Raw genomic sequence first — 7,271 nt, forward strand, 5'->3', positions numbered from 1 at the left:
CTACAGGATATGATTATTTGAGATTTTGTGATAATACACAAGAAATTCCATTTTTATTAAAATTTTGCTCCTAGTTTTTATATGGTTGTGAAATTGTAGGCATAATAAAGCGTGTATAACACGCTATGTATTATTAGGAAACAATGCTATAATTACGATTTGGTTCGTAAATTATTTTACAAAAAGAGTATTTAATGAATGAAAAAGACATAAAAGCACAAAACAACACACAAGATAAACTTGGTGCAGTAGATTCATTCCGAGTTTTAGGTTTGAAAGAAAAGGTATTAAAGGGTATTAAGGAAGCAGGTTTTACGACACCAAGTCCAATCCAAGAAAAGGCCATTCCACCCATACTTGAGCGTAGAGATGTTATTGCACAAGCTCAAACAGGTACAGGAAAAACTGCGGCATTTGCTCTTCCTATATTGCATGGTTTAAAAAATGATACTTCTATTGAAGCGTTAGTAATCACACCTACAAGAGAGCTTGCTATGCAAATTAGTGATGAAGTATTTAAATTAGGTAAATTTTTAAAAACAAAGACTGTGTGTGTATATGGTGGACAAAGTGTAAAAAAGCAACTAGAACTCATTGAGAAAAAGCCGCAAGTTTTGATTGCTACACCAGGTAGATTATTGGATCATTTAAAAAACGAACGATTAAAGAATTTTGCACCAAGTGTTGTTGTGCTTGATGAAAGTGATGAAATGCTTGATATGGGGTTTATTGATGATATTGAAGAGATATTTCAATATATACCAAACAATGCACAAACGTTACTTTTCTCGGCCACGATGCCGGCTAGAATTAAACAGTTGGCTGATAAGATTCTTTATGATCCTGTACACATTAAAATTCAATCTAGCAGTACAACAAATGCAGACATAGCACAACGTTATTATATTATTAATGAGAACGAGCGTAATGAGGCGTTAACAAGGTTGATTGATACAGAATCTCCAAGTAAAAGTATCATTTTTATTCGCACAAAAAAAGAAGCTGATGAGGTAAATAGTTATCTGCAGAACAAGGGCTATAAAAGCACTGCATTGCATGGTGATATGGATCAGCGTATGCGCAGAGATTCAGTACAGGCTTTCAAGGGTAGGGACGCAGATATTTTAGTCGCCACAGATGTGGCTGCAAGAGGGCTTGATATACGTAATGTAAGCCATGTTTTTAATTATCATATACCTTTAAACATTGAGTCTTATGTGCATAGGATAGGACGCACAGGTAGAGCTGGTAGCAAAGGCGTTGCAATCACACTTGCCACACCACTTGAATACAAAGATTTAAAAAAAATCCAGAATGAGACAAATGCGCAATTTGAGCTTTATGAAGTACCAAGTGTAAGCAGTGATGTTATGATAAATACACTTTTAAATACAAAGGTATCCGATGAGGCAATCAATCTCTATGAAAGCATAAAAGATAAGACAGATTCAGCCCAGCTTATCTTGCGACTTTTAAGTGTTTATCTACAAGAACATGTGAAAATAGGATTAACAAAGCAAGAGGCATTGGAGGTTCAAAGACAAGAGACTTTGGAATCTAAGAAAGGCGCTAAGACAAAAGGTACTAAAGGTGCAAAAGGAAAGATTGCATCTAGAGACAAAAGTCAAAAAATGAGTACGAACAGACATGCCAATAAAAGCAATTTGTCAAAAAATGGACGACCAAGTAACGCGCAAGAACGTGCTAAAAAGCAAAAAATGCAAAGTCAGCAAAAATATTATAAAGGGTAGTCTTGCGACTTAATCACTTTATTGCATTGCATAGCAAATATTCACGCAGAGAAGCAGATAGACTAATTATGCAAGGTGCAGTAAAAATCAATCATACAATAGCAACACAACATAGCCTAGTCCCATCAATAGCCCTGCAAAATCCTTATGTTGCTGTAAAAGAATTTAAGGTTTTTATACATGGAAAAATGCTGCATTATGCAAAAAGGCCAAGTTACACAGCAATCATTTATCATAAACCAAAGGGTGAGCTAGTAAGTAAAAAAGATGCATATGGGCGAAGGTTGATTTATGATGGGTTAAATGCTAGGTATGCACATTTTATGCCTGTTGGGCGGCTCGATTTTGCAAGTGAAGGGTTGTTGATCTTGAGCGATAGCAAAGAGGTTGTAAGTAGGCTTATGCACTCCAACCTTGCACGTACCTATATTCTCAAAATTGATTCTCGTATTACAAAACCAATGATAAAAGCTATGGAAGAGGGTCTAATATTACATAATGCAAAAGCGGGTGGACATAGGCTAAGTAAGATCAATGCAATGCAGTTTATGCCTATGGAATATGATATTTTAAAAAGCGCATCGATTTCAAAACTAAAAGTGCGTATCACAGAGGGTAAAAATAGAGAGTTGCGTAGGTTTTTTGCACATTTTCATGCAAATGTACTGGATTTAAGACGTGTAAGTTATGGGTTTGTTAATCTGAACGCATTGCCAGTTGGTAAAACTCGATTCTTTACAAAACAAGAATATGATGATTTGCATAAGTTTATGAATGAAAAAGATTCTGATAAGTAGGAGTGCGATCATCATCAATTTATAGAGTAATCTTTTATATACTGAAATATAATATCAGGTGAGTTGGATATTCGAAGTATCGTCTTAACTTTAAAAAGAAGCTTTTAATATTTAAAAAGCAATTGGATACAAACACAAAATTGAATCATAGCGATACACATCATTGTATAGGTAGTTGGGTTAAGTATTGTTTGAGCCTATTTTTTAATAAAAAATAGTAGGTAAGCTCCCCCATCATACTATCGAGTATATTGTTTTTTAAGTCATATGGGTGGCTTTGAATTAAATTCTTAATATTTTTCCTTATTAAGCGTGTTTGGATAGGCTTAAGACTTATTCTTGTGTTGATGAAAATACTTAAAGATGCCTGTAGAATACAATTTAGATGATTTTAAATCTTTATCTTATCTTTATTTGTATAGCTTGGTATCTAAATATATTGTTATTTTGGATAAGTATGAACAAGTAATTATTTAAATAGAACCCATATTATTTTTTTATAATAGTGAATATACAGCATTTAAACTTTTAATCTAGCAAGTTCAATGAAAACAAGCAAACAATACCATACCATTAGATTCCATCATATTGTTTTTATGATATTAAAGTATTGGACTAGAAAAAGCTTTAAATTGACATGAAATTATGTGTTAACAAGGTATCATAAATGCTTACTAAACATGTTATAATTATGTGAATATAAGGGGATTATGATGAGCACCTATAAAATTTTCTCAATACTTCTTACTTCATTTTTCATTTGTATATTTTTTCCTAGTTGCACTACAATGCCAAGCATAGTAAATACTAGTGAACTTCAACAGCAAGCCATTGATGAGCGATTACAGGGTTATGAACTTGGTGCATTGCAATATGCATGTGATGGTTGTGATTTCTATATGCAAGAAGCTATCGTAAGTAAAAGTGCAGACATGAATGTAGGTAGAGTTGGTGGATCGCATAGCCAAACTGGTGTTAAGGTATATATTTTTCACGATATTTCAATTGATCGTGCATTCTATATGCTTTTAGATTCTAATATTTTTGCACGCAATATGGATCGGACAATGAAGGCTTCCCTCATGGATGCAATTTTAGCAAAAAAGAAGAACTTTAGGGATCAAAATGGCATTGATGAAATTGGCTTGTATGCGTTTAGTTCGCTTTCTTATGCAAAGCGACTAAATAGTGATGCTTCATCGCCAAAAGCTATGCTAGATTCCGTAGAAATCGTGCAAAAACAAAGTGAATCTCTTCATAGCACAAACTCTTTAGAAGCGTTTATTGTGAATAAAACAATTGTTATTTTACATTTTTATGGTGAAAGTAATTCTTGGACAAGGCGTTAAGGACTTGTAGGCAATAATAGCCGTAATTATATTATAATCCCCTTTTACTTTACCAATAGCAAAATAGTATTATTTCTGTTTATTTTTTCTTATCCCAAAAAGCATCTTGTCTATCAAATGGTATTGCAATTTAGTAAGATTCAAGGCTTATTTTAGCTTTCAAGTTGAAGCTAGTTCATTTCAAAACTTATAATATTTGTAGTAACCTATCGGATATGCAAGAGTGTATTTTGCAAACATAAATAAAGTATTGAAGCAAGAGTTATAGATATCAAGAAGCCAAAGTGAGTGTAAAATCGCAGTATTAGGGAAGGATTCTAGATAGTAATTTCAATATTAGTATATTTCTATCTATACTAAGATTGCATGAGTTATTTTTGGGTCAATGCTTCAAAGTATAAATTGTGTGTTTTCAAGTATTTAGAATTTTTAGATGTGCAAACAAAATATATCATTAAGGTGATTACTTGCTAAATAATAAGCTTTTTGATAAAAAGTTTGCTAAGTAGAATTATATTGATATTCTAAGATTTTATTATAACTTGAAATAAAGTGAAATACTTTTCCTAGAAAGTAGAATGCTAATAGGGACTGATAATGCAAGGGATAATAAACAAGTATAATGGCTACATAAAATATGTGTAGCCTTGCTCATTTAAGGGCAATAGAAGATAAGCCAAACAATCTTTGCAGTTTATACTTACTTAGAGATTGCTTGGACAACCTCTGAAGCACTTTGGCGAATTTGCTCCATACATGATTTTGCTTCATCTACAAGTGCTACGCTGCCATCAATTTCTTGAATTGAAGTCTCAATGCTTGCTACAACTTGTGAGGTAGAATCTAAAATTGAATTAATCGTAGAAGTGATTTGCACAATGGAATGCCCTGTACGCTCTGCTAGTTTTCGCACTTCATCAGCAACTACTGCAAAACCTCTTCCGTGCTCACCTGCTCTTGCAGCCTCAATAGCAGCATTTAATGCCAACAAGTTGGTTTGATCTGCAATGTCTTTAATAGTTTGAATAACAGCTTTAATTTCATTGGATTGTACGCTAAGACTATCCACAAGAGTAGCACTTTGTTGCATGGTTTGTGCAATCTTTTGGATATTTTCCGTAGTGTTGTTAATGATACGCATACCATTATCTGTAAGTCTATCATTTTCTGCAGCCAATGTTGTTGCATTTGTTTTTCGTTCTTGTTCTTGCATGACTTGCGGACTGATATCTGTAGCAAATTTTATAACCTTATACACGCGTCCATTTGGATCATATACTGGGTTATACGTAGCTTCTAAATAGATTTTATCCCCTTTTTTATTGATACGTACAAAGCGTCCAGATTGAAATTCTCCATCGCGTAATCGTGCCCAAAATGTGGCATAATCAGGAGAGCTAGTAAAACTTTGCTCACAAAACATTCTATGGTGTTTTCCTTTGATTTCATCTGGGTTGTATCCCATAGTTTTGCAAAAATTCTCATTTGCTGCGATAATGGTGCCATCCAAAGTGAATTCAATTGTTGCCATCGAGCGATCTACAGCATCAATAACACTTTTTGCATCATTGGCTTTGATAGTAGCTTGTGTGACGTCTGAAGCAAACTTAATTACACTTAACACATTCCCTTGAGAATCCAAAATGGGATTGTAGCTAGCCTCCAAATATAATTCTTTACCATTCTTATCGATGCGTAAAAATGTGCCAGATTGAAAATGCCCTGCACGCAAATTCCTCCAAAAGTCTGTATATCGCGAAGAATTTACAATCTCCTTTGGACAAAACATGCTATGATGCTTCCCCTTAATTTCATTTAGGTTATATCCCATAGTTTTGCAAAAATTCTCATTTGCTGTGATAATAACACCATCGATAGAAAACTCAATGCTTGCCATTGATCTATTAAGTGCTGCTACAACATTTTGTAGACTTTCACATTTATGTTTATAGTCTTCTAGACTGCGTTGCGTCTCTCTTTGCGTGTAAAAAACATATGAATCTCCTTTAACGTTGGGAAGTCGTAATAATACACCATAAAGTTAATGATGGACATTAAAAATTATTTTTTTTTGCTTATTGTTGCAATTTTATGTTAAAAAATGTAACAATACTGGTAATGATTATACAATATAAGTAACATACTAATAGTAAATGCCGTAAAATTTTCACAGATATTAACAATATCAGTATCACAAGTTTAATCATTGCAATATGTATTTGGTTTTACATAGAAATCATTTTAGGTCTCATGTCTATGTATTAATATGAGATTGTATATCAGATAAGATATGCAAAAATTATAAGCAAAATATATTTCAAGGCATTGATAACTATACATAAATAATATAAAGTAAATAGAAATTGAATGTAAAAATAATGTCATATTTAATCAATAGAGCATATAAAATAAAAGAACTACAAATAATTTGATACCCAAATTAGCAATAGATTCTAAAACTCCTTTATATCTTTATTTTAAAGATCCTAAAGTTTGAAAAATCTTGTATCTTCTTTTTCTAAGTCTATCCCCATTATCTCTATAACTACTTCATCCACGCAGATAGAAACCATCTCTTTGTATGGCATATTATGTTGTGATTTGCAGTCTTTATTGGTATAGATAAGGATTATTGTGCTCCCCCCCCATCATCTATTTTGTTCATTTTCTTTGAATATTTTTGAGATAGCACCTTGAATAAGTGTTTTTATATTGCCTTTTATCTATGCCTTTACTGATGTTTATTGTTCTCATAGATCATTTGCCTTTTTGAGAATCCTTTGTAATTTTGGCCTATCATTGTATTTTTCTTGCAAGATTTTATAGCTTTGTGGCAATGGTTTGCAATATATATCCATTTGCATATCAAGCTCTTTTTGTCTTGCCTCATCATACCCATATTCTCCACGAAAATAATTGCACTCACAAGTATTTTGTATATATGTGTCAATATCTTGTGGATAAAGCATTATAGATTCTACAACACCTCGTGTATCTTTGCCTACTTGTTTTAAAGAAAGCATATAGCTCCTATGAGTGCAAATTTTCTCTCCATTACTAAAAGCATTAAGATTTATGCTTACTTCATTTTCATTTTGCCATTGTATTTCAAGGCTTTCATAGCCATAAATTTCACTTTCATCATTATCAAACATTTGCGCAACATTTTTCATAGGCGTGATATTTTGTGGCAGATAATAAGTCTCAGAAAGACTATTTATCATTTTCTTATATGCCTCTGTGATATTAGTATTTGTAAAAATTTTTTCTTCTTTTATTTGTGCAAACAAACTACCATAACAAATTAGCATAATTAACACAAACCGCATATATTCTCCTTTATTTTCTATTAAATGACTAATGTGGGTCATCTT

General features: G+C 32.6%; 5 protein-coding genes and 1 pseudogene. 3 read left to right on the forward strand and 3 right to left on the reverse strand.

Going from position 1 to position 7,271, the window contains the following annotated elements:
* Nucleotides 1–194: 194 nt before the first annotated feature.
* The 3 genes from LS81_RS06680 (at nt 195) to LS81_RS06690 (ending at nt 3,897) form a co-directional block, all read left to right on the forward strand.
* Nucleotides 195–1,751, forward strand: coding sequence for a DEAD/DEAH box helicase (locus LS81_RS06680; protein ID WP_034345575.1), 1,557 nt, complete (start codon nt 195–197; stop codon nt 1,749–1,751).
* 2 nt (nt 1,752–1,753) lie between these two features.
* A complete protein-coding gene (locus LS81_RS06685; RefSeq protein WP_034345573.1) occupies nt 1,754–2,548 on the forward strand; it encodes a pseudouridine synthase in 795 nt (264 codons plus the stop codon).
* A gap of 788 nt (nt 2,549–3,336) precedes the next feature.
* Complete coding sequence (locus LS81_RS06690; RefSeq protein WP_237022206.1) at nt 3,337–3,897, forward strand: hypothetical protein; 561 nt, start codon at nt 3,337–3,339, stop codon at nt 3,895–3,897.
* 700 nt (nt 3,898–4,597) lie between these two features.
* On the opposite strand, the gene LS81_RS12515 is transcribed toward LS81_RS06690, so the two are convergent.
* From LS81_RS12515 to LS81_RS06700, 3 genes and pseudogenes are all read right to left on the reverse strand, one after another.
* Nucleotides 4,598–5,110: a methyl-accepting chemotaxis protein gene (locus LS81_RS12515; RefSeq protein ID WP_411710170.1), complete on the reverse strand. Its 513-nt coding sequence runs from the start codon at nt 5,108–5,110 to the stop codon at nt 4,598–4,600.
* Nucleotides 5,108–5,800, reverse strand: a pseudogene (locus LS81_RS12520) (PAS domain-containing protein); the annotation flags it as partial. The gene LS81_RS12515 and the pseudogene LS81_RS12520, both read right to left, overlap by 3 nt.
* An 847-nt stretch (nt 5,801–6,647) precedes the next feature.
* Entirely contained in the window at nt 6,648–7,226 is a 579-nt protein-coding gene (locus LS81_RS06700) for a hypothetical protein (RefSeq protein WP_237022207.1), read from the reverse strand.
* Between the last annotated feature and the right edge of the window lie 45 nt (nt 7,227–7,271).

The sequence above is a fragment of the Helicobacter trogontum genome (assembly GCF_000765905.2).
Taxonomy (GTDB): domain Bacteria; phylum Campylobacterota; class Campylobacteria; order Campylobacterales; family Helicobacteraceae; genus Helicobacter_A; species Helicobacter_A trogontum.

Bases quoted from the DNA above. Each gene is read 5' to 3' on its own strand.
- LS81_RS06680 (WP_034345575.1), top strand. From the start codon at position 195: ATGAATGAAAAAGACATAAAAGCACAAAACAACACACAAGATAAACTT.
- LS81_RS06690 (WP_237022206.1), top strand. From the start codon at position 3,337: ATGCCAAGCATAGTAAATACTAGTGAACTTCAACAGCAAGCCATTGAT.
- LS81_RS12515 (WP_411710170.1), bottom strand. From the start codon at position 5,110: ATGCAAGAACAAGAACGAAAAACAAATGCAACAACATTGGCTGCAGAA.
- LS81_RS06700 (WP_237022207.1), bottom strand. From the start codon at position 7,226: ATGCGGTTTGTGTTAATTATGCTAATTTGTTATGGTAGTTTGTTTGCA.